Source organism: Glaciecola sp. 2405UD65-10 (assembly GCF_048820975.1).
GTDB lineage: Bacteria > Pseudomonadota > Gammaproteobacteria > Enterobacterales > Alteromonadaceae > Glaciecola.
Window position 1 is genome coordinate 555729 of the sequence record NZ_JBMEUF010000002.1, and the last position, 20923, is coordinate 576651.

Here is a 20923-nt window from a genome sequence, read left to right on the forward strand (position 1 = left end):
AGTGTAATTTAAATTGATCTGGCGCAAGCATAGCACTAAATGCCCCTTGCTATTCCTTGGGTAAGTCCTACACTAATAATGTACGAATTAACCAAGTAGAAGGTAACACTATGAGCAATTACAATCATGTATTAGTCGCTATAGATTTTGATGCCGAATATGAAAAGGTCATTCAAAAAGCACTAGAAGTTGCACCATCGCCTGAACATATAAGTTTAATTTACGTAATTTTACCCTCGGTCTATATTCAGCCTTATCTATACGGCATGCCGACTGATCTTATAAGTGACAAAGAACGCATTGTCAGTGCAAAAGCGCGCCTTGAAGAAGTGGCCGGAAAGTTTGGCTTACAAGTAAGCAACACCCATGTTGAATGCGGTGATGTAGCTGACGAAATCCATAATTTTGCGAATGACAAAAACGTTGATTTAATTGTTCTTGGCACACATGGCCGAAGCGGCATTAAATTATTGCTAGGCTCTACCGCAAATGCAGTTTTACATGGTGTTAAGCAAGATGTTCTTGCTGTGCGCATGCACGACTAAACTGGCACTTTTTCAACAGCAGTATTAGCTAAAGGCAAATAAAAGTAAAACTCCGCACCTGGCAAGGTGGTTTTTAAGTAATGTATAGAACCACCATGCTCTTCAATTATGCTTTTCGAAATAGATAAGCCTACGCCCATACCTTGCTCTTTAGTGCTGTTGAAAGGGGTGAACAGAGTACCCTCCGCTTTTTTAGATAAGCCGCAACCACTATCAATAACCGATATTTTTACGTACTTCGCTTCCTCGCATTGGCAACTTAGTAAAATACTGTTGCCATGTTCAAGTGCTACTGCCTGCATTGCCTCCATGGCATTACGCAATAAATTAAGTATAACTTGTTGTATTTGTACGGAATCTACATATATTTTGGCTTTTGAGTCGTGTTGCTGCACTTTCACGATAATATCTCGTTGCCGTGCTTCGGTTGCTGCTAAATAAACAACATCTTTTATAAGCGAGCCGCACTCTACCACTTCTTTGCTGCGAACACCGTGTTTCGACATGGCATTCATTCGTTCAAGTACTTCTATGGCTTGTAAAGCATGTTGATTAATTTTATCTAAAACGCCGGGTAAACCATTTGGCTCCCCTTTACTGCCCACCACTCTACCGTGCTCTGAGAGCCCTGAAATGGCAGTGAGGGGCTGGTTTATTTCTTGCGCTATCCCCGCCGTCATTTCACTTAGAAGATTCAGGCGCACCGCATGCGCCATTTCTTCAATGTGTTGCTTTGACTTTTCTAGCGCATTACGCTGTTCAGTATTGTCTCGGATTAAGCCCACAAACATCATTTCATCTTGTGACTGAATTTCACTCACCGACAAATGAATGGGAAACTCGCTACCGTCTTTGCGTTTCCCCACCAATTCACGACCTTTGCCAATAATTGTTTTAGTTTGCGTTTGCTTAAAATTGTCTAAAAAGGTGTTATGCATTTTTGCGTGATGCTCAGGCATTAACATACTCACATTTCGCTGAATGACTTCTTTTAGTTGGTATCCAAACATATTTTCAGCCGCATTATTAAAGCTTTGTATTGCCCCATCTTTATCAATAGTGATTACCGCATCAACTACTGAGTTAACAATAGCATCAGCAAACTCATGGCTAGTTAATAAGGCTTGCTCAGTTTGTTTAATGCTACTGATGTCAGTAATAAAGCCTTCGATTAAAGTTTCTTCAGTAGCGTTTGGGTTAGCCGCTTCGCCTCGTTCCCATACATGGCGAACCGTGCTATCTGGCAGAATAATACGGTATTCAAGCTCGAAGAATGTTTGTTCTGCAATTGCCTTGTCAACAACACTTACAACACGCTTAAGGTCGCTAGGATGAATCAAGTTTCCCCACAAAACCTCATGAGACTCAAAAGCTTGCCTTGACCAACCACTTAGCGCCTCACAGCCACCACTCACGTATACCATAGGCCAATCTTTCTCGTTCTTTGCTTGGTAGGCCATTCCTGGCAAATGCTGCATTAACAGGCCCGTTTTGCGCTTATTAGTAGCTAATTCGTAGATTTTACGTTGTGCCGTAAGGGTGGTATAAGCAGCTATGCCTACAGATGAGCTGAAGCAAAGTGCTACTACAGTAAAAATAATATAAGTGCGATACAAGCTTGCAAATAAATATTGATTTTTCGGCGTTAAACTCAGCTCCCACGTAACTCCATGTAGTTGCGTGATATACACTTTTGTCCAGCTGTTTTGCTGAAAGGTCACTTCATTTAAAGAAGAGGTTAGAAGGCTGGGATACAATTGTCGATTCGCTAATTTAACAATAAACACATAATCAGACTTAGCGTATTGAGGCACTAGGGCATCAATTTGAGAAGGCAATACTGTGTTGTTTTGTTTAATATTTTTTTCTATTGCGGCGGCAATATCGGATAAAATAATTTGCGTTGTTTGATGTATTTTTTGGCTACTATTTATGGCAAGTATAACAATAATAATGGTCATTAAGGCTGCCATCAAAAAACTAAATATACTGGCACTTGCCGATGGCGAAAGCTTGTTCGAGTAAGTACCTAAAGCATTTAACGAAAAAGGAAGTTTCATAGAAATTTAGCCAGCCTTGATGTTCTATAAAGTTACACTTAAGTAGCTACACACTAAGTATATTAATTATAAATTAATGAAAAAGTCAGGCCTTCCGTGGATTTCAACGTTTTGTTTGTAAAAAATGCTTACCGGCAACCTTGGCAATCATGTTGAGGTTCTACCTTAAATGTTTGCCACTGCGAAGTCATAGCATCATACATCTGCAAACCATTAATAGGTGTTTGTCCAAAATTAGTCAATATTTTTATTCCCTCTAGAGCTTGGCAAGCACCTACAATTCCCACCAAAGGTGACATAACGCCGGCTTCCACACAACTTAAACTTTGTTCGCCAAAAAATCGGCTAATACAACGGTAGCAAGCTGAGTTAAGGCTAGGCATTACACAAAAAATTTGCCCTTCCATCCGAATAGCGGCACCTGACACTAAAGGGACTTTGCTCGCATAGCATGCGTCATTAACCATGTTACGTGTAGCTAGGTTATCACAGCAATCTAGCACCAAATCATGTTCTAAAATCAACTTACGTAGCGCTAATTCATTTAAGCGCTCATTAAGCGCTCTAATTTCGCAATCACCATTTAAGGCCTGTAAACTTGCTTTGGCTGAATCAACCTTGCTGTCCCCAATGTTGGTTTCATAATGTAAAATTTGGCGCTGAAGATTGGTAAGTTCAACGGTATCATCATCTACAATGCTTAGGCTGCCAAGGCCTGATGCCACTAAATATTGGCTCGCTGCACAACCTAATCCGCCCATACCAATAATTAACACGCGGCTACTCATTAATTGCTCTTGCTTATCCAAATCAAAGCCCTGCAATGAAATTTGCCGGCTATAGCGCATAGCTTGTTGAGTTGTAATTACTTTCGTGTTGTTCGCCATACTTATTTACAATACTCATTTTACTTAATTGCTTATAATGCCTTAGAGTATACACATATTGCTAAATTGGATGCACCATAGCGTGAACGAGATAAAAAAATGATTTTGGTACAACAACAAGATTTTGACCATGCGCATCAGTACGAAGCTTTGCGCAGCAATGCAAAAAGTGACGGTGCCATTGTGACCTTTACCGGCTTAGTTCGTGACTTTAACATTGACGGCTCGGTTTCTGGCTTAGTAATTGAGCACTACCCCGGTATGACCGAAAAAGCATTGGAAGATATTTGTTCGCAAGCTCGTGAACGCTGGGAATTGGGCGAAATTCGTATTATCCACAGAATTGGCCAAATGGGTGCTTCTGAGCAAATTGTATTTGTGGGTGTTACTTCGAAGCATCGAAAAAACGCCTTTGAAGCGTGCGAGTTTATTATGGACTATTTAAAAACAAGCGCGCCTTTTTGGAAACAAGAGGCAAGCGATGATGGCTTAAAATGGGTGGAAGCTAAATCATCAGACCAACAAGCAGCACAACGATGGAAAGCATAAGCCTAAATACATAGCAGTTACTTACATCTAAAACTGCGCACATTGCTGTTAATCATCACCTTTTTTGGCCAAGTTACTTGCTAACTATGCCCTTCAACGAATTAATTTTAGGCCTTGCCTGAAATTTATTTCAAACATTTCTGTTCTGTTTCTTTAGTTTAACACTATCAACACACTAAAACCGTCTTTCACTAAGCGCGATGCTTTTCTGCACGTATGCTTAGATAATTTTATTTGGGAAAATATATGCCATTTTTGAACCACAAGCCGGCGATTGCCATGGCGGCTATTGTATGTCTTTTGTTGTCAGGCTGCGCCGAACAAAGCGAGTCTGCGCCTAGTAGGCCTGCACCTGAAGTTGATGTAAGTTTACCTATTAAAGCAAAAGTTACTTTGTGGGATGAATATACAGGCCGCTTTGGCGCGGTAGAACAGGTTGAAATTAGAGCGCGTGTAAGTGGCTATTTAGAAAAAACCAATTTTAAAGACGGCCAAGTTGTTAGCAAAGGCGACGTATTATTTGAAATAGATCAAAGGCCTTTTAAGATTGCCTTGGACGCAGCCAAATCACGCTTAAATTTGGCAAAAAAAGAATACGAACGCGGTATCAACTTACGCAAACAAAATTCAATCTCTCAAGAAGAGGTTGATCAGCGAAACAATGATTACCAGCTAGCCCTTACCGCTTTGGAAGAAGCTAAGCTTAATTTAGAGTTCACTTTGGTAAAGTCGCCAATTGATGGCGTGGTTTCAAGAGATTTCGTAAACGTAGGAAACCTTGTAACGGGTGGCGCTGCCGGCGCTACCCTACTCACAAATGTTGTTTCTGTGCACCCTATTCACTTTTATTTTGATGCGGGTGAAAGAGACTTATTAAAGTACTTGCGCTTAAGCCAAACCGACAAAAGACAAAGTTCACGAACCCACCCAAATAGAGTGCAGGTGCGCCTGCAAGATGAAAAAGAATTTTCGCATTTAGGTGTAATGGACTTTGTTGATAATCAGATAGATGAAAGCACTGGAACTATTCAAGGCAGAGCCATTTTTGATAACCAAGATGGCTTTATTTTACCCGGTATTTTTGGCCGAATTCGTTTAATTGATCAAGACAACGTAAGCGCGTTACTGATACCAGATACCGCCATAGGTACAGACCAATCAAAGAAATTTATTTACACCGTAGATGCTAACAACAAAGTAGCGAAAAAATTTATTACGCTTGGCAGACTTTATACTAACGATCTTAGAATTGTAGAATCTGGGCTAGATGCCGGCGACAAGCTAATTGTGAACGGTATAATGCGAGCACGCCCTGGTAGTGAAGTAAATGTGAATGAAGTTGATCTTTCATCTCAGTTTACATATTAAGAGGGCTCTATGAATTTTTCTCAATTTTTCATCACGCGTCCTAAGTTTTCATCGGTACTTGCGATTTTAGTGATTATTATAGGTGCAATGGCTTACCAATCATTACCTATAGAGCAATATCCTCAGGTAGCTCCACCAACCATTCAAGTAAGCGCTTCATACCCCGGGGCTAATGCAGAAACAGCGTCAAAAACCGTGGCAACTCCACTTGAACAGCAAATTAACGGCGTTGAAGACATGTTGTATATTTCTTCGCAGTCAACAGCTGATGGAAACGTGGCGATTACTGTGACCTTTAAATTAGGCACCGACTTAGATAAAGCCCAAGTACAGGTACAAAACAGAGTTGCAGTAGCCGAACCTCGTTTACCTGAAGCGGTAAGGCGTATAGGTATTACCACTAACAAAAACAGCCCTGATTTAATGCTTGTTGTGAACATGTTTTCACCCAATGGCACATACGACCAAACATATATTGCCAATTATGTTGCCCTGCAAATTCAAGATAAAATAGCGCGAGTAGAGGGGGTTGGGAATTTACGCGTATTTGGCGCGAGTCAGTACTCAATGCGAGTATGGCTTGATCCAGACCGCATTGCATCAATAGATATGACCGCCGCCGAAGTAATAAGCGCACTGCAAGCTCAGAATGTACAAGTTGCCAGTGGTACATTAAACAATGCGCCCGTGCTTAGTGGGCAATCTGCGTTTGAATTAAGCGTACAAACAAAGGGGCGCTTGGAAGCGCCTGAAGAATTTGAAAACGTGATTGTAAAAAACAACGATGGCCGAATTGTAAGAGTAAAAGATATTGGCCGGGTTGAGTTAGGCGCTGAAAGCTACGCGACACGCGGCTATTTAGGTGACAAAAAAGCGGTCGCTATTCCTATTTTCCAGCGCCCTGGCAGCAACGCCTTAGAAACAGCAGCAACCATACAAAATATTATGAAAGACTTGGCCAAGGACTTTCCACCCGACCTAGCCTATGATATTGCATATAATCCTACTGACTTTATTGCACAGTCTATTGATGCAGTAGAAATGACAATTTATGAAGCTATTGTACTGGTGGTGCTGGTAATTCTCATATTTTTGCAAAACTGGCGGGCGGCGATTGTGCCAGTGGTGGCTATTCCGGTTTCTCTTATTGGCACGTTTGCCGTTATGAGCGCCTTGGACTTTTCCATCAATAATCTAACATTGTTTGGCTTAGTACTTGCCATTGGCATAGTGGTAGACGACGCGATAGTGGTAGTTGAAAATATGGAACGCTTAATTTCTGAAGGTGCCACACCGCTTGACGCCGCGAAAGAAACAATGAAAGAAGTAGGTGGAGCGTTAATTGCAACCTGCTTAGTATTGGTCGCAGTGTTCTTACCCACCATTTTCGTAAAAGGTATTTCGGGTCAGTTTTATAGCCAATTTGGTATCACAATAGCGGTAGCTACCTTCCTTTCTACGGCTGTGTCTTTAATTTTAAGCCCGTCAATGTCAGCGGTATTAATGAAACCTAAAGGTCCTGAAAAAGAGAAAGACAAGCGCAACTTAAGCGACCGCTTTGCAGATGCTTTTAATAGGGGCATGCACAAGGTATCTATATGGTATGCAGCGCTTATTAGCAAACTTATTCGCTTAACTTGGCCAATGTCTTTTGTGTACATAGGCCTTATGGTGCTGGCCGGCTACTTATTTACTAGTGTCCCAAAAGGCTTTATTCCTGCCCAAGATCAAGGTTATGTTATTGTCAGTATTCAATTACCTTCAGGCGCTTCGTTGTCGCGCACTGACAGCGTAGTACAAGAAGCGGTTGACCGGCTATTAAGTATAAATGGTATTCGAACGTCAGTCGCATTTACGGGGTTTTCGGGCGCCACCTTCACAAATGCATCAAATTCGGCTGCTATTTTTACGCAAATGGATTACTTTGAAGAGCGGGCAGAAAAAGGCTTAAGCTTTGAGGATATTTTTGGCCAAGTTCAAGCACAAATGTCACAAATAAAAGAGGCGTTTGTCATAGTTATACCGCCGCCTTCCGTGAGAGGGATTGGCAACGGTGGTGGCTTTAAAATGATGCTTGAAGATAAATCAGGACAAGGCTTTGAGCCACTTGAACAAGCTATATTTGCCTTAGGCAGTGCCGCTAACCAAGCGCCCGCTACTACCTCGGTATTCAGTTTATTCAATACCAATACGCCACAATTATATGCTGACATAGACCGTGAACGTGTACAGCGTTTAGGGGTGCCTGTGTCTGAGGTATTTAGTGCCTTGGAAGTATATTTAGGCAGCGCTTTTGTTAATGATTTTAGTTATTTAGGGAGAACCTTTCGTGTTACCGCGCAAGCTGATGCCCCCTTTCGTATGACCGCCGATGACATTGGCAGAATTAGGGTACGAAATAACAATGGCGAAATGGTACCTTTAAGTTCTGTGGCCACATTCGAAGACCGTTCAGGCCCCTCAAGAGTCCCAAGATATAATTTGTATCCAGCAGCAGAACTACAAGGAAATACTGCACCAGGCTATAGTTCGGGCGAAGCTATTAGTTCAATGGAAGCGCTTGCTGAGCAAATTTTACCACCGGGTATTGAGTTTGAATGGACAGAGCTTGCGTATCAGCAAAAAGTAGCGGGTAACACTGCGATTATTGCGTTTGTATTGGCTGTTATTTTTGTGTTTCTTGCACTGGTAGCCCTATACGAAAGCTGGACACTGCCGCTCTCAGTAATATTGATTGTACCTATGTGTTTACTAAGCGCTATTGCTGGGGTTTGGTTAATGGACATGGATAATAATATTTTAACGCAAGTTGGGTTAATCGTGCTTGTGGGGCTGGCAAGCAAGAATGCCATTTTAATTGTGGAGTTTGCGAAACACTTGGAAAGCGCCGGACGCCCCATGTATGAGGCAATTGTAGAGGCGAGTCAAACACGCTTACGGCCTATATTGATGACTTCATTTGCTTTTATTTTGGGCGTAGTTCCTTTAGCCATTGCCACCGGCGCAGGTGCTGAAATGCGACAAGCCTTAGGAGTAACCGTATTTAGCGGCATGCTTGGCGTAACTTTCTTTGGCCTAATTTTCACGCCTATATTTTATATAATGTGCCGTAGATTATCATTATTTGTTAAGCGACAAAAACTTGATGAAAATGGCTGTGCGCCTTTTTAAGGGCGCTTATGCTATGCAGTGATCAAAGGGAAGCACGCTAACCGTTTCGCCCACTTGAACACTGCCGCGCTCTTGCTCAATAATCGCGTAACAATTACTTGTACTAAAACAAGATAAAACACCCGAGCTTTGCGTACCTGTACTTTCAACGCAAAGCTCATTATTACTATTTGTATAAAAATGAGCACGTTGGTAATCTGCACGCCCCGGACGTTTTTTGAACACGCTGCAGGCCTTGGCTTTTAATACCTGAGCAGGTGACGCGCGCTCCCCTGCCATATATTTAAGTGCAAGTTTTGCAATTTGATCAAACGTTACCGCTGATGACACGGGATTACCCGGTAAGCCAAAGAAAATGCTATTGGGTAGCCGCCCAAATGCCAAGGGTTTCCCAGGTTTAATCGCAAGTTTCCAAAAATCAATTTGTCCGTATTCCTCAAGAATTTCGCGGGTATAATCAGCCTCTCCTACTGACACTCCACCACTGGTAATTACACAATCAGCAAGCTCATTGGCTTTTTCGAAACTAGCGCGAATCAATTCTTTTTGATCAGGAATAATACCCATATCAATAAGCTCTGCTCCCAAGCGTGAAAGCATAGCCAGTATCATTGGGCGGTTAGTATCAAATATGCGGTCATCTCGAGCGGCTTCACCTATAGGAAGTAATTCGTCGCCTGTTGAAAAAACGGCTACTTTAATTTGCCTGAAAACCACCACTTTATGCAAGCCCAATGATGCAAGCAAACCAATATCAATGGGTGAAATTCGCTTTCCTTTCGCTAACACCAAGCCGCCTTTTTTAATGTCGGAACCAGCCAAACGAATAGCTTCACCTTGCTTCACAGGATGGTGAAAATGAATATGTTCGCCTTCACTTGTGGTGTTTTCTTGCATAACCACCGTATTAGCGCCTGTTGGAATTTCAGCACCAGTCATAATACGTACGCACTGCCCACTTTCCAATTTGCCAGTAAATTTGTTTCCAGCAAAGCTCTTACCCACTTGAACCAAGGTCGTGGTTTGCTCAAGGTCGCTAGCGTTAATGGCATAGCCATCCATTGCTGAATTATTGTATGCAGGCACATTAATGGGCGACACAACATCTTCAGCAAGCACTCTGTTGAGCGCCTTGTGTAAATCACAGTGCTCAATATCAGTAAGTGTGTTCACTGTATCAATAATAATCGCTATGGCGTTTTCTACAGGCATCAAGCCTGGTGCATCACAATTTACAGCCATGAAAATGTTCTCTTTTTATAATGTGTTATGCCTTAATACTAACAAAAAGCCAGCCTAAACCCGAAGTTATTCTGCATAAAATATTAGTACCCTGTGGGTTGTAATAGCGCAGATGCTTTGTGTAGCCTAGTAAGGGATTAAGTGGTTAAAATCAAAACACTATGATTTGTGAAGCCATGTGATAACATCTATCAAAATGGAGCATTAAGGCAAGGTTGTGCTATTTAATTCAATCGAATTTATCTTTTTCTTTCTACCCATTACCTTATTTGTGTTTTTTGCTGTTGCAAAATACAAGGGTAATGAAGCAGCAATATTTGCGCTTGTAGCCGCATCATTGTTCTTCTATGGTTGGTGGAACCCTAGCTATTTGATCATCCTTATTGGCTCAATGCTGCTGAACTACAAGCTTGGCGGTCTGCTCAATAAAAATAGAAACAAGTCCTTACTAATATTTGGCATTTCCCTTAACCTCGCGCTCATTATTTATTATAAATACGCTGGGTTTATGGCAAACAATTGGAATTTCTTAACAGGGAGTTCCTTGTCATTTGGTGAAATACTTTTACCCTTAGCCATATCATTCTTTACCTTTCAGCAAATTGCATATTTAGTGGATTCCTACAAGGGCATTACAAGCGAATATAAATTTTTGCATTATGCCTTGTTTGTCTCTTTCTTCCCGCAGTTAATTGCTGGCCCTATAGTGCATCACAAGCAAATGCTGCCGCAGTTTAGCTCAAATACTCGATACCAATTAAACACTAATCACTTGAAAATTGGTTTGAGTATTTTTGCTATAGGTTTATTTAAGAAAACCGTACTTGCCGATGGCGTTGCGGTGTATGCAACACCGGTTTTTACCATGGTAGATTCAGGCCAAGATGTGGATATGCTAAGCGCTTGGGGCGGTGCATTAGCCTACACCTTGCAATTGTATTTTGACTTTTCTGGTTATTCTGACATGGCCATTGGTTTAGCTCGAATTTTTGGTATTGTGTTGCCACTCAACTTCTACTCGCCGTATAAAGCTACGAGCATTTCTGAATTTTGGCGGCGCTGGCATATTACCCTTTCTACTTTCTTAAGGGATTACATTTATATTGCCCTAGGCGGCAACAGAAACGGTAAAATTAAGCGTTATACTAATTTATTTATTACCATGTTATTAGGCGGCTTATGGCACGGCGCAGGATGGAACTTTATAATATGGGGCGCCTTGCACGGGAGTTACTTAATAGTAAACCATGGCTGGCGCTCTTTGTTAGAGCGCGTTCCATTTTTAGGCTTTACCCGAATAAAAACGCTTAGTTGGCTTATCACCTTTTTGGCGGTTGTTGTAGGATGGGTATTTTTCAGAGCAACCACGCTTGATGGCGCCTTATCAATGCTAGCAAGTATGGTGGGCGCCAATGGAATTGAGTTGCCAAATGCAATAATGAGCAGGCTAGGCGGCGCGGCTGAACTATTGCAAGGTTTTGGCATACAGGCAGGTAACACTGGGGGAAGTGCATTTATACTTACTTGGATTTGGATTATTTGCTTAATGTTTATTGCGATTTGTATGCCTAACGTGCAAGACATTTTTGCTAAAGCCAAACCATCGTTAAGCCAACAACATTTTGTGACTAGCGACACCTTTTGGCCTTTACTTTCATTAGCACGAAAAGTGAGTTGGGCCGACACTACGCGCTGGGCTTTGTTTATTGGCATCATCTTAGCTTTAGGCTTACTTACCTTAAACCAGGTGAGTGAATTCCTGTACTTTCAGTTTTAAGAGCACCTATGAATTATTTAAAAACATTATTTATAAGTTGTATAAGCGCTCTTGTACTGGCGGCAGGGTTTAACTGGTTTGTTGACCCATATGCTATGTATTGGTCACCTCTTGTTGATGGCCTAAACCAGCTTAAGCCTGAAGCAGGCAACAGAAGCCGAACTAGCAAACCCTACGTGTTAAGTAAAATAACTCCCAATACGGTTATTGTTGGCAATTCCCGGGTTGAAATGGGCTTAAACCCAAGTAATGCATTGCTTAAAGGTAGCGCCTTTAACAGTGCGCTCCCTGGTATAGGCTATAATCAACAAATAGCCAGTGCCTTGCATCAAATTGATACAAACCCTGAGCTTAAGCACATTATATTAAGCCTTGATTACCTTGATTTTTTATACAGCCCTAGCGAACTAAACACCAATTTTACTGAACTTAATACCGTATATAAACAACGGCAAAGCAAAAGTAATTTGCACACATCTAGCGCTGATATTGCCAAAATGCTGTTTTCCTTAGACACCATTTTCAGTAGCGTTTCAACCATTGCCAAGCAAAACAGTGTGGCTAGTAGCCTTACGCCACAGGGTTTTAATACTGCGCAAACCTTTGTAACAACTGTCAAGCATGAAGGAAAGGGGCCGCTTTTTAAGCAAAAGTTAGGCAGTATTGTGAAGCGAATAAAGAACAAAGAACTTCGCCACATCAACATGCAGTGGAAAACCTTTGGGCCTAAATTTGCGTACCTTGAAACGCTAATAAAATCAGCAAATGCTAAAAATATATCGCTCACAATTTTTATTAATCCTTACCATATTAGTTATTTACATTTATTAGATGAGTTGGGCTATTGGGATGATTTTATTTTGTGGAAAACCCACTTAGCTGAATTTTTTCAAGCTCAGCCTACTGGCGGTTTTACTGCTTGGGATTTTAGTGGCATTAATAAATATACTGCCGAGCCTATTGGCCTTCGCGAACCCACCGCAGAAATGCAGTGGTTTTGGGAGCCGGCACATTATAAGGCCAGCTTAGGTGATGTAATGCTGACCAGCCTACTTACCAACACAAAAAATGATGCACTTATGCTAGATTTAACATTGCCTAGCGCGCAATCACAAATACAATTAGATACACAACGCTTAAAGCAGGCAAAAAGCGAGTGGATTGCAGTAAAAAGTGCGCTTGGCTTAAGTACATTTTAATACGCATATTAAAAATGCAAAACGAAAGGAAGCAAAGTGCTTATACAACACACTACACACAATATTAATACCCCAACAGGTACCATGCGTACATACGAGTACAAGCCTAAAGATAAAGGCGTGTACCCCGCCATTATCTTTTATAGTGAAATTTTTCAGCAAACTGCTCCCATTGCCAGAAGCGCAGCTATTTTAGCCAGCCATGGATTTATTGTATTGGTGCCCGAGGTGTTTCATGAGCTAAACCCAGCAGGGACAGTACTGGCTTACGATGATGCGGGAAAAGACAAAGGCAATGCGGATAAATTTGAAAAACCCTTAGAGCATCATGATTCTGACACAAGCGCCATGATTGAATTTTTGCAAAAACAAACTTATTACAACGGCAGTGTTGGCAGTATGGGCGTATGTATTGGCGGGCATTTAGCGTTTAGAGCCGCACTAAACCCTTTGATTAAGGGCGCCTTTTGCTTATACGCAACCGATATTCATTCAAATACTCTGCCTTGTAAACCAGGTAATGATTCACTCTCCCAGTGCGGGAATATTCAGGGTGAACTATGTATGATATTTGGTAAGCAAGACCCACACGTAAGCAGTGAAGGACGGGATTTGATTCGCCGTACCCTGCACGATAAAAACATTCACTATACCTGGCATGAAGTTAACGCTCAGCACGCGTTTATGCGTGATGAGGGTGACCGTTATGACGCCGCGTTAGCCATACAGTGTTACCAAATGGCCGTGAGTATGTTTCAAGGTATACTGCGTGCTTAGTGCTTATAATTTGGCGCAATTTTAAGGTTGAAGTTGCGCGGCTAAGTAGTCAACTAACGCCCTCACTTTGGGTGATAAATGCCTATTTTTAGGATATACCGCCCATATTCCTTCATCAGCTTCGCGGTGATTATCAAGCAAGCTCACGAGCGCACCGCTCTCTAAGTGTTCGTTTACGTAATACCCTGGCAGCTGCACTATTCCCAAGCCTTTAAGCGCTGCATCTACCAAACCAAAGCCACTGTTGTAGCGAAGCCTTCCTTTTACTCGAATGTGTTTTTCTTTATCGGCCAGCGTAAAGTGCCAATAGTCTAAGGTGCCTAGCAAGCAACTGTGCTGGTTAAGTTCAGACAAGGAATGTGGCACTCCATATGTTGCTAAATAAGCAGGAGAAGCGCACACATATACGGCACGTGAACCCAGTTTTTTAGCCATCATAGTTGAATCGCTTAGTTTTCCTAAGCGAATGGCCAAGTCAAAACCGTGCTCAATCAAATCTAACTTTTGATTGCTCAAGTGCGCCGTTACTTCTATATCGCTGTAGCGCAGCATAAAGTCATTAATTAAAGGAAGAATTTGTTGCTCACCATAGGTTACCGAAGCAGTAAGATGAATTTTCCCTTGAGGCTTAGATTGTAGGTTAGTAATGGCACGCTCAGCCGCGTGCAGGCCATCGAGTACGCTGCGGCAATGTTGATAAAACAGCCGCCCTTCTTCGGTTAACGATACTTTACGTGTAGTGCGGTAAAACAATTTTACGTTTAAGCGGGTTTCAAGCGCGCTTACTTGCCGGCTAACCTGAGCGGTTGATATACCTAGCGCACTTGAAGCTTGCGTGAAGCTTTCAAGTTCAGCTACCGATACAAATTCGTTTATACCTTCCCAGCGCATTTATTATTACCTATGAGTAAAAGTAATTTACCAATAGGGTATATTATCATTGTGTGAGAAATAAATATAATAGATGCACAATCTATATCAAAGTGAGAATCTGCATGTCTGATCAATTTATTAAATCAAAAGCCGCCATTGCTTGGGGTCCTAAAGAGCCACTATCAATTGAAGAAGTAGATGTAATGCTTCCTCGCAAAGGTGAAGTATTAGTAAAAGTAGTTGCTTCAGGCGTTTGCCACACTGATGCATTCACTTTATCAGGTGAAGATCCTGAAGGTGTATTCCCAGCCATACTAGGCCATGAAGGCGGCGGTATTGTTGAACAAGTAGGTGAAGGCGTTACCAGTGTTCAAGTAGGCGATCATGTAATTCCTTTATATACCCCTGAGTGCGGCGAATGTAAATTTTGTACTTCAGGTAAAACCAACTTATGCCAAAAAATTCGCGAAACTCAAGGTAAGGGTTTAATGCCCGATGGCACAACTCGCTTTTATAAAGATGGCGAACCTATTTACCATTACATGGGCTGTTCAACCTTTTCTGAGTACACCGTACTGCCTGAAATTTCATTAGCAAAAGTAAATAAAGACGCCCCTCTTGAAGAAGTATGCTTACTAGGCTGCGGCGTAACTACCGGCATCGGTGCAGTTATGAATACCGCGAAAGTTGAAGAGGGCGACACTGTTGCCATATTCGGCTTGGGCGGTATAGGTTTATCAGCAGTGATTGGCGCAACCATGGCAAAAGCCGGCCGAATTATTGCGATTGATATTAACGAAAGTAAATTTGAATTAGCTAAAAAGCTTGGCGCTACAGACTTTATCAATCCAAAAGATTACGACAAACCTATTCAAGACGTAATAGTTGAACTCACCGACGGCGGCGTTGATTACTCATTTGAATGTATTGGCAATGTGAATTTAATGCGTTCTGCGCTTGAATGCTGCCACAAAGGCTGGGGCGAGTCAGTCATTATAGGGGTTGCAGGTGCTGGGCAAGAAATATCTACCCGTCCATTCCAGTTAGTGACCGGTCGCGTATGGCGCGGCTCTGCCTTTGGTGGCGTGAAAGGCCGCTCAGAATTACCTGACTATGTTGAACGCTACATGCAAGGCGAGTTCAAGCTCAGTGACTTTATTACTCACACAATGCCACTTGAAGAAATTAACGATTCATTTGATTTAATGCATGAAGGCAAAAGCATTCGAACCGTTATTCATTTCGATCACTAAAATACCCCAGCCATATAGGTGAATACAGCGAGTGATAAGTGTATTCACCTAATAAAAAGGAACACTGATGAGCATAGAAAATTTAAGTGTGAACAAGTGCTTTGGCGGCTGGCATAAGCAATACAGCCACAACGCAAAAACGTTAAATTGCAGCATGCGCTTTGCGATTTACTTACCGCCTCAAGCAAGTAAAGAGAACAGAGTCCCCGTGCTTTATTGGTTGTCAGGACTAACTTGTACTGATGAAAACTTTATGCAAAAAGCAGGCGCTTTACGTATGGCTGCTGAACTAGGCATTGCTATAGTAGCCCCTGATACAAGCCCGCGTGGTGACGAAGTAGCAGATGATGAAGGCTATGACTTAGGAAAAGGCGCAGGCTTTTATTTAAATGCCACTGAAGCGCCATGGAAGAAACACTACCAAATGTATGACTACATTGTGAGTGAGCTACCAACGTTGATTGAAGCGAATTTTCCGGTACTGACAAAACGCGCAATTGCTGGACATTCTATGGGAGGCCACGGTGCGCTCACTATTGCTTTGCGTAATCCTGAGCTTTACGCATCAGTTTCAGCATTTAGCCCTATTGTAAATCCAATGAACTGCCCATGGGGCGAAAAAGCATTTACGGCCTATTTAGGGAATGATCAATCAAAGTGGCGACAGTATGATGCTAGTGAACTCATGTTAGAGGCCACAAAATTTGTGCCCGCTGTTGTAGACCAAGGTTTATCAGACTCGTTCTTAAGTGAGCAATTGAAAACAGAAGTATTAGAGGCAGCCGCGCGAAAGGTTAGCTACCCTTTACAAGTTAGAATGCATGAAGGCTTTGATCATAGTTACTATTTTATATCATCGTTTATTGATGAGCATTTGCGGTTTCACGCTAAGCACTTATTTTAGGCTTTAGGTTTTAGGCCTAGCACACTCATCAAAAAAACACCGCTAGGCGTAAAGCCATAGCGGTGTTTTATTGTTGAGGTTCTTTCCCACTCGTTGTTGCTTAAATCGGAATGCTTAAACCTTCGATTTGAGTAAAAATTTTCGCCGTAGCGTTATCGCAGCAATTAATAGACTAAGCATAATAGCAACCTTAGGTGATGCAATATCACTTGGATTATTTATACGAGCGTCCATTGTTGAAAAGCCGGTAATATCGAAGCCTGCTGCGTCTACGAGTGAATTAACACTAGCAATAGTCACATCGGTAAACTCACCAACATCAAGGGCTAACACATCAAAATTTAAAGTAGCCAACACCGTTGAATCTGACTGCAAAAGCGCTAAGTCTGACTCAAATAGGAAGCTAAATAAATTAAGATTAACTTCAGTACTCGATATCATACCCGAAAAGCCATCGAAAGCATCTGATGTAAAATCAAAAAAATCAGTCGAGATTACGCTGCCTAGTGCATCAGAAAATGAAAACCCTGTAAATGCCAATGCTGAATCATCAAATTCAATATCAACGTCGTAATTTCCAATTACAGTAGTTAGAGGACTACCTAAATCAGACGCCACTAAATCGATTGATACCGATTCACCGGTTTCTGACACTTGCAAGGCTGGCGACAGCTCTATAACTACCGCGTTAGAGGGAGCACTAATAGCAAATATAACGGTTAGGCTCAGTATTAATTGGTACATCCGTAATTTCATGGTTATCTCCATTTTTTATTTAGTTAATCTATAACTGGGCCAGGTACACAACGCGCAAACGTGCATTCCGCTACGCATCGGCGCATATCTGTTGTGTTCACTACGCCATTTCCATCTATATCAGCAGGATCATCTGGTGCAGCAGGTCCATTTGCCATCCTAATCATATTGATATCGAAACGGTCAACAACATTGTCTAGGTTAATGTCACACAGTAGTTCGTCTTCTAACTCGTTAATGCTAACGTCAGACAAAACAGGGGTTTCATCATCGTCATTCGGGCGAAGCTCAACACGCAATTGAACAAAACGGCCTTGCGCATTTAAGCCTGTAGCGCCGTTTGTGGTATCGGTATAGTTTCTAAGCGGTAAGGCATCTTCAGTATCAGCGGTTCTATAGCGCATGCGAATATTCGCATCCGCAGGCACGTTACCGTCGGCTTCTTGATTCCATGTGATAGAGTCCCACTGCGAACCTTCAACACCGCTGTCAGCAGTAACTGTCCATATCCCCGTTCTATCAGTAATATTACGTGCGGCAAACCCTGTCGAATCACTATAAGTATATGGATTGCGTCCCACAGTTTTTATTAATAATTGATTACCGGTTTCACCGTCAAATTTCGCCACATTGTTACTGTTTAAACCCATCACCCATACATTTTGATTACTATCAACTGCTACGCCAACTGACGAACTTGTTGGGTTTGGCGTCATCCATAATCGTGTGCCATCGGGGGCGGTCTTTATAACGGTTGATCTTCCACCTATTAGGTTGCCATCACCATCAGCGGTAATACCATATTGAGTGTTGAACCCTGGTGACCTTGTAAATGACCCGGTTAATGGATCGCCATCATTTGCAGGAGCTGCACCTTCTGCCGCATTTGGGTCATACTCGTTAAAATCGCTCCCTGAATTCCCAAAATAGACTTTATCGTTTGCTAAAGCGATACCGTAGCCAGATGCTAATATTCCTTTGTTTCCTAAAAAGGGATTTTCACCTTCTCCAACCATATTGGTATCTAGCACAGCCATAACACTAGATAGTGTTGCACTCCAAAGAATTCCGTCCCCATCTACTAAGCAGCCATAAGGGCGATTTGAACCTGTATCATAGGGGCCATTTAATACACTGCCATCTGCAGCATCAACTCGGTAATATTGATTTCGATTGAACAAACCTAGCCAAATATTGCCATCTACAGCAATACATAAAGAGCGGCCTAAACCACCACTAGGACCGACCTGCGAGACCCATGCAATGCGTTCGTCTACAATCTCATTATTTTGCAAAATTCCGTCACCATTTAAATCAACGGGCAAGTTAAATTCTGCAGGATCGTTCCTATCTATTGTGCAGTCGCCATTGGCATCAATGGAGGAATCAATTACACCATTGCCATTTCTATCAATACCCCCTTCAGCTAAAATTTTCATAACGCTGGCTGGCTTACCATCAAAGTGACGGTTTGCTACATAAACGTTTCCTTCAACGTCTACCGCAGTTCTAGAAGGTGCTGGGCCGCTGTAAGCACCATGAAAGTTAGAAAAAATCCAAGTAGGATATCGTGCTGTTTCACAGTCTAGGTCTGTATCAATTTTCGATACGCTATCTTCCCCAGCGTTGGCTACCCATAAAACGGGAAAAGTAGAGCCTGTATCACTAAGTACAAGCGCTCCTGTAATAGGATCGTATTCAACGGCACTTAAATTACCTAATTGAAAGTCAGATTCTTCGGTAAAAGTAATATCATCAGAACTTGCGCTAAATGCAATTGTGCAGCTTACAACAGCCGTTGTAATTAGTGTTTTTGTATGTTTAATAAAAGCCATTTTATCTTCCTCATCCTTTAGTAAGCGAACTAGTTGAGGAAACTTCTTGATCGCCAATAACAGCTTTCACCTCAATATTAGAGCTAGTGTTTATAGCACCAAGATTTAATTCAAATGTACCGGAGCTCTTTGTATAAACTTCCTTTTGAGCTAGTAGTTCACCGGTTTTAGTGTCAAATACTTTGACAGTAAGCATCGTATTGCCTGGAGCTCCGCCGCCAGTAACGTAAATGTCATCGCCTTGCATTAAAAATGATGGCGTTGATAGCCAGGGAGTTGTCGAAGCAGTAGCGTAAAACGTAATCGATAGTGCAACGAAAAGCATTTTAAGTGTTTGAATACTTATTCGTTTCATAGTCATTCCTATCCTTTAGAAAGTGCATTTTTTTGTGTATATATTTGTACGTAAGTCCTATTACTGACACCTAGCAATGTTGTTCAAAAAGTGCTTTAAAACAATTCGCAGCTACTTGCGTTTTATAATGAAGACCACCCATCTTGCTGTACAAAAAATGTACAAGCATAAGATATGCCATTCAATTTAAGCCATTGATTCATCTTGTTTAATGTGTTTTATCTTATTGCACTTGTTATATAATTGTAAAAAAACCTGACAGTCGCTTATATCTACGGTCTTATTGTTGGTAACAGATGAAAGCCCGTTTCGCCAAGTGAAACGGGCGATATATCACCGCTATCAATGTCTAAAATCATCGATGAAAAATGCTTTCCTACTGGTGTGGTGTATGCAATGTACTTACCTGAAGGAGACCAATTGGGGTGCATAACCTCAAGCTTTTCCGGAGTAAGCTGCTGAATACTTTTTTCATCCGTATTAAACATAAAAAGTTGCCGCGTTCCGCCATCAAGGCGCGAGCTTAAAAATGCTATTTTATTAGGTGGAAAAAAGCGCGCTTCAACATCAAGATATGGTCCCTCTATCAGCACCTCGGTTTCTAAGGTGTCTAAATCAACTTTATGAATATTAATTTTTCGGTCAACCCTAGCAGTTACGTATAGAGTTTTGTTATTTGCTCCCCAATCAAAATCTAGCACCCTAAACTTTTTCGGGAACATCATATTTTTTACCGATGCGCTAGTTACTACCGATAAACTATCGTTTTCTATTACGGCAAGCACGCTGCCGTCCCGAGAGTATTTAGGTGAGACTAGCGTCCCTTCTGTGCTGTGAAGCACTAAGTCTTTATTGCCATCTAAATCTACCGTATACAAACTTTCCCCATTCGCTTTATTTGATACAAATACAATTTTGTTGCTCAAGGGTGACCAACTCAACCAAGCCGGAGCTAAAGATTCGTCAACCAGTGTGCTTGTTTTCTGGCTGGTGGTGTCATAAACATTTAAAAATGTGCTAGTAAGCGTGCGTCCAATAAATGCAAGCTGCTTTCCACTTGGTGACCACACAGGGTTTAAATCATCTAAGGTATTGTTAGTTATTTGCGTTAATTTATTGGTATCGAGATTTTTTAAGTACAATTCCAAATTACCGCTTTGACTTGAAAGATATGCTACTTCTATTTCCTTGGTTGCTTTGCTACTCGTTTCTAAGTTCACAGAATTATGCGTGCCTGTACAAGAGAATAGGCCGAAGAACAGTATGCTCAAGCTGATTTTTTGCGTCTTAGGTATTATCGTTTTCATGAATCCTTCACACTTTGTTAATTTAAAGTTATTGCGTTCCCGTTCCATTTGTTGTACAAAAAATA

General features: G+C 41.7%; 17 protein-coding genes. 9 read left to right on the forward strand and 8 right to left on the reverse strand.

Going from position 1 to position 20923, the window contains the following annotated elements:
- The first annotated feature begins 110 nt into the window (after nucleotides 1–110).
- Nucleotides 111–545 (forward strand): universal stress protein, encoded by a 435-nt coding sequence (locus ACOI22_RS14565; RefSeq protein WP_420672846.1) that lies wholly within the window; start codon nucleotides 111–113, stop codon nucleotides 543–545.
- Here the strand turns inward: ACOI22_RS14565 and ACOI22_RS14570 are convergent.
- Together ACOI22_RS14570 and moeB are read right to left on the reverse strand one after the other, a co-directional pair.
- Nucleotides 542–2605, reverse strand: coding sequence for a PAS domain S-box protein (locus ACOI22_RS14570; protein ID WP_420672847.1), 2064 nt, complete (start codon nucleotides 2603–2605; stop codon nucleotides 542–544). The two genes, ACOI22_RS14565 and ACOI22_RS14570, sit on opposite strands and share 4 nt — an antisense overlap.
- A 128-nt stretch (nucleotides 2606–2733) precedes the next feature.
- A complete protein-coding gene (gene moeB / locus ACOI22_RS14575; protein ID WP_420672848.1) occupies nucleotides 2734–3492 on the reverse strand; it encodes a molybdopterin-synthase adenylyltransferase MoeB in 759 nt (252 codons plus the stop codon).
- A gap of 99 nt (nucleotides 3493–3591) precedes the next feature.
- Between moeB and moaE the strand changes: the two genes are divergently transcribed.
- The 3 genes from moaE (at nucleotide 3592) to ACOI22_RS14590 (ending at nucleotide 8580) form a co-directional block, all read left to right on the forward strand.
- A complete protein-coding gene (moaE, locus tag ACOI22_RS14580) occupies nucleotides 3592–4041 on the forward strand; it encodes a molybdopterin synthase catalytic subunit MoaE (protein ID WP_420672849.1) in 450 nt (149 codons plus the stop codon).
- A gap of 246 nt (nucleotides 4042–4287) precedes the next feature.
- Nucleotides 4288–5409, forward strand: coding sequence for an efflux RND transporter periplasmic adaptor subunit (locus ACOI22_RS14585; RefSeq protein ID WP_420672850.1), 1122 nt, complete (start codon nucleotides 4288–4290; stop codon nucleotides 5407–5409).
- A gap of 9 nt (nucleotides 5410–5418) precedes the next feature.
- On the forward strand, nucleotides 5419–8580 hold the full coding sequence (locus ACOI22_RS14590; RefSeq protein WP_420672851.1) for an efflux RND transporter permease subunit: 3162 nt from the start codon (nucleotides 5419–5421) through the stop codon (nucleotides 8578–8580).
- Between the two features lie 6 nt (nucleotides 8581–8586).
- On the opposite strand, the gene glp is transcribed toward ACOI22_RS14590, so the two are convergent.
- Complete coding sequence (gene glp / locus ACOI22_RS14595; protein ID WP_420672852.1) at nucleotides 8587–9822, reverse strand: gephyrin-like molybdotransferase Glp; 1236 nt, start codon at nucleotides 9820–9822, stop codon at nucleotides 8587–8589.
- 217 nt (nucleotides 9823–10039) lie between these two features.
- Here glp and ACOI22_RS14600 point away from each other — a divergent pair, with 217 nt between their 5' ends.
- The 3 genes from ACOI22_RS14600 to ACOI22_RS14610 are packed head-to-tail and all read left to right on the forward strand — an operon-like array spanning nucleotide 10040 to nucleotide 13575.
- Complete coding sequence (locus ACOI22_RS14600; RefSeq protein WP_420672853.1) at nucleotides 10040–11599, forward strand: MBOAT family O-acyltransferase; 1560 nt, start codon at nucleotides 10040–10042, stop codon at nucleotides 11597–11599.
- 8 nt (nucleotides 11600–11607) lie between these two features.
- The gene (locus tag ACOI22_RS14605; protein ID WP_420672854.1) at nucleotides 11608–12798 is read left to right on the forward strand and encodes a hypothetical protein; all 1191 of its coding nucleotides are present in this window, start codon (nucleotides 11608–11610) and stop codon (nucleotides 12796–12798) included.
- 36 nt (nucleotides 12799–12834) lie between these two features.
- On the forward strand, nucleotides 12835–13575 hold the full coding sequence (locus ACOI22_RS14610) for a dienelactone hydrolase family protein (protein WP_420672855.1): 741 nt from the start codon (nucleotides 12835–12837) through the stop codon (nucleotides 13573–13575).
- 21 nt (nucleotides 13576–13596) lie between these two features.
- Here ACOI22_RS14610 and ACOI22_RS14615 read toward each other — a convergent pair whose 3' ends face one another.
- Entirely contained in the window at nucleotides 13597–14466 is an 870-nt protein-coding gene (locus ACOI22_RS14615; RefSeq protein ID WP_420672856.1) for a LysR family transcriptional regulator, read from the reverse strand.
- Nucleotides 14467–14570: 104 nt separating this feature from the next.
- Between ACOI22_RS14615 and ACOI22_RS14620 the strand changes: the two genes are divergently transcribed.
- Together ACOI22_RS14620 and fghA are read left to right on the forward strand one after the other, a co-directional pair.
- Nucleotides 14571–15701, forward strand: a complete 1131-nt coding sequence (locus ACOI22_RS14620; protein ID WP_420672857.1) for an S-(hydroxymethyl)glutathione dehydrogenase/class III alcohol dehydrogenase — start codon at nucleotides 14571–14573, stop codon at nucleotides 15699–15701.
- A 67-nt stretch (nucleotides 15702–15768) separates the two neighbouring features.
- On the forward strand, nucleotides 15769–16605 hold the full coding sequence (fghA, locus tag ACOI22_RS14625) for an S-formylglutathione hydrolase (protein ID WP_420672858.1): 837 nt from the start codon (nucleotides 15769–15771) through the stop codon (nucleotides 16603–16605).
- Between the two features lie 114 nt (nucleotides 16606–16719).
- Here fghA and ACOI22_RS14630 read toward each other — a convergent pair whose 3' ends face one another.
- The 4 genes from ACOI22_RS14630 to ACOI22_RS14645 all read right to left on the reverse strand — a co-directional run bounded on the left by ACOI22_RS14630 (nucleotide 16720) and on the right by ACOI22_RS14645 (nucleotide 20858).
- Nucleotides 16720–17361, reverse strand: coding sequence for a hypothetical protein (locus ACOI22_RS14630; protein ID WP_420672859.1), 642 nt, complete (start codon nucleotides 17359–17361; stop codon nucleotides 16720–16722).
- Between the two features lie 23 nt (nucleotides 17362–17384).
- Nucleotides 17385–19196: a hypothetical protein gene (locus ACOI22_RS14635; RefSeq protein ID WP_420672860.1), complete on the reverse strand. Its 1812-nt coding sequence runs from the start codon at nucleotides 19194–19196 to the stop codon at nucleotides 17385–17387.
- A 10-nt stretch (nucleotides 19197–19206) separates the two neighbouring features.
- Entirely contained in the window at nucleotides 19207–19551 is a 345-nt protein-coding gene (locus ACOI22_RS14640) for a hypothetical protein (RefSeq protein WP_420672861.1), read from the reverse strand.
- Between the two features lie 272 nt (nucleotides 19552–19823).
- Complete coding sequence (locus ACOI22_RS14645; RefSeq protein ID WP_420672862.1) at nucleotides 19824–20858, reverse strand: TolB family protein; 1035 nt, start codon at nucleotides 20856–20858, stop codon at nucleotides 19824–19826.
- Between the last annotated feature and the right edge of the window lie 65 nt (nucleotides 20859–20923).

Bases quoted from the DNA above. Each gene is read 5' to 3' on its own strand.
- ACOI22_RS14565 (WP_420672846.1), top strand. From the start codon at position 111: ATGAGCAATTACAATCATGTATTAGTCGCTATAGATTTTGATGCCGAA.
- ACOI22_RS14570 (WP_420672847.1), bottom strand. From the start codon at position 2,605: ATGAAACTTCCTTTTTCGTTAAATGCTTTAGGTACTTACTCGAACAAG.
- moeB (WP_420672848.1), bottom strand. From the start codon at position 3,492: ATGGCGAACAACACGAAAGTAATTACAACTCAACAAGCTATGCGCTAT.
- moaE (WP_420672849.1), top strand. From the start codon at position 3,592: ATGATTTTGGTACAACAACAAGATTTTGACCATGCGCATCAGTACGAA.
- ACOI22_RS14585 (WP_420672850.1), top strand. From the start codon at position 4,288: ATGCCATTTTTGAACCACAAGCCGGCGATTGCCATGGCGGCTATTGTA.
- ACOI22_RS14590 (WP_420672851.1), top strand. From the start codon at position 5,419: ATGAATTTTTCTCAATTTTTCATCACGCGTCCTAAGTTTTCATCGGTA.
- glp (WP_420672852.1), bottom strand. From the start codon at position 9,822: ATGGCTGTAAATTGTGATGCACCAGGCTTGATGCCTGTAGAAAACGCC.
- ACOI22_RS14605 (WP_420672854.1), top strand. From the start codon at position 11,608: ATGAATTATTTAAAAACATTATTTATAAGTTGTATAAGCGCTCTTGTA.
- ACOI22_RS14615 (WP_420672856.1), bottom strand. From the start codon at position 14,466: ATGCGCTGGGAAGGTATAAACGAATTTGTATCGGTAGCTGAACTTGAA.
- ACOI22_RS14620 (WP_420672857.1), top strand. From the start codon at position 14,571: ATGTCTGATCAATTTATTAAATCAAAAGCCGCCATTGCTTGGGGTCCT.
- fghA (WP_420672858.1), top strand. From the start codon at position 15,769: ATGAGCATAGAAAATTTAAGTGTGAACAAGTGCTTTGGCGGCTGGCAT.
- ACOI22_RS14630 (WP_420672859.1), bottom strand. From the start codon at position 17,361: ATGAAATTACGGATGTACCAATTAATACTGAGCCTAACCGTTATATTT.
- ACOI22_RS14635 (WP_420672860.1), bottom strand. From the start codon at position 19,196: ATGGCTTTTATTAAACATACAAAAACACTAATTACAACGGCTGTTGTA.
- ACOI22_RS14640 (WP_420672861.1), bottom strand. From the start codon at position 19,551: ATGAAACGAATAAGTATTCAAACACTTAAAATGCTTTTCGTTGCACTA.
- ACOI22_RS14645 (WP_420672862.1), bottom strand. From the start codon at position 20,858: ATGAAAACGATAATACCTAAGACGCAAAAAATCAGCTTGAGCATACTG.